The following is a 1,495-nucleotide window of genomic DNA, read 5'->3' as shown; positions in this document are numbered from 1 at the left end:
CGGGGGGTGCCTCTATGTCTTTCGTCAAGCGAGGCGTGGGGTTCGGGGTTCGTAGAAGGTGCCGTCTCGGAGCATCGCGAACAGCACGTTGATCCGCTGACGGGCCAGGCGGAGAAGTGCCTGAGTGTGGGTCTTCCCGCGGGCCCGGCATCGGTCGTAGTAGGTGCGGGAGGCGGGATCGTGCAGTGCAGCGAACGCGGACAGGAACATCGCCCGTTTGAGCTGCCGGTTGCCGCCTCTGGGTGCATGTTCTCCATGGATCGAGGTCCCCGACGACTTGGTCGTCGGGGCCAGGCCGGCGTAGGAGGCCAGGTGAGCGGCGGTGGGGAAGCTGGTGCCGTCGCCGACGGTGACCAGCAAGGTGGCGGCGGTCCTGACCGCGACCCCCGGAAGCGAGGTCAGGACCGCGGAAAGAGGGTGAGCCTCCAGCAGCTGTCCGATCTGCGCTTCCAGGGCTCGTCGCTGTTCGTGGACAGCTGCGAGCGAACGGGCCAGGGACGGGATCACGACGTCGAGGGTGCCGGTGCCCGGGACCACGACGGTCTGCTCGTCGAGCGCGTCGAAGACGTCGTCGATCAGCCGGGCAGCCATGCGCGGAGCCTTGGGCCGGATCACCTCGACGAGCTTGCGGCGACCGGCCTTTCGCAGGGCTGCCGGGGATCCGTAGCGTTCCAGGAGCCAGGTCACCGCGGGGTGGTCCAGGCGTGGTCCGAGGACGCGTTCCAGGCTGGGGTGGAACTGGGTGAGCAGGCCGCGTATCCGGTTCGAGGTGCGGGTGGCCTCGGCTGCGAGGTCCTGGTCGAAGCCGACCAGGACGGTCAGTTCGGCGGTGATCTCGTCGGTCAGTTCCAACGAGCGCAGGGTGTGTGGCATCGTCCTCGCGGCGTCGGCGATGACGGCCGCGTCGCGGGCGTCGGTCTTCGCCTCGCCCGGGTAGAGATCGGCGATCCGTCGCATGGACAGGCCGGGCAGATAGGCAACCTTGCAGCCGGCGTCCCGGGCGACCGTCAGGGGCAAGGCTCCGATGGAGGCGGGCTGGTCCACGATCACCAGTACGGTGCCGAACTTCGCGGCCAGCTTGTCGAAGACGGCCCGCAGCTTCGGCTCGCTGTTGGGCAGCTGCTTGTCGAAGACCTTCTTGCCGGCCGGGGTCAGTCCGTGCCCGTGATGGGCGCTCTTGCCGACGTCCAGACCGAGGAAGACGCCCACGCCGTCGATGTCGTCCAACCCATCCTCCCGAACGGGGTTCGTGCGGTGCTGGCCAGGGCGTTGGCGTCGTATGCGCGCATCCACGTTATGCAGACCTGCCGCCCGCAAGCGGCCGGGCATTGCGCCAGGCCAGGCGGTTGTCGGACCTCTCATCAGCGTCTCCAACGGCGCCTCCCGGGCCCGGTGACACCACCCCCCAGGTCATCCGTTCGACAGGAGGGGACAGCCATGCCGGGCCCTAAGGCCAGCGGCCCTCTTGCAGGACCGCGGAAAACATAACGGGGGG

The 1,495-nt window shown here is 68.8% G+C and carries 1 protein-coding gene; it reads right to left on the bottom strand.

Features of this window, described 5'->3' with window-relative positions; genetic code table 11:
* Positions 1-24 precede the first annotated feature (24 nt).
* Positions 25-1,227 (bottom strand): IS110 family transposase, encoded by a 1,203-nt coding sequence (locus ACFYZB_RS46735; RefSeq protein WP_388768277.1) that lies wholly within the window; start codon positions 1,225-1,227, stop codon positions 25-27.
* Positions 1,228-1,495: the final 268 nt, after the last annotated feature.

Origin of the sequence: Streptomyces sp. NPDC001852 (genome assembly GCF_042891825.1) — a bacterium.
Classification (GTDB): Bacteria; Actinomycetota; Actinomycetes; order Streptomycetales; family Streptomycetaceae; genus Streptomyces.
Note: the sequence above shows the minus strand (reverse complement) of the source record. Positions and strands in the feature narration are given on the sequence as shown.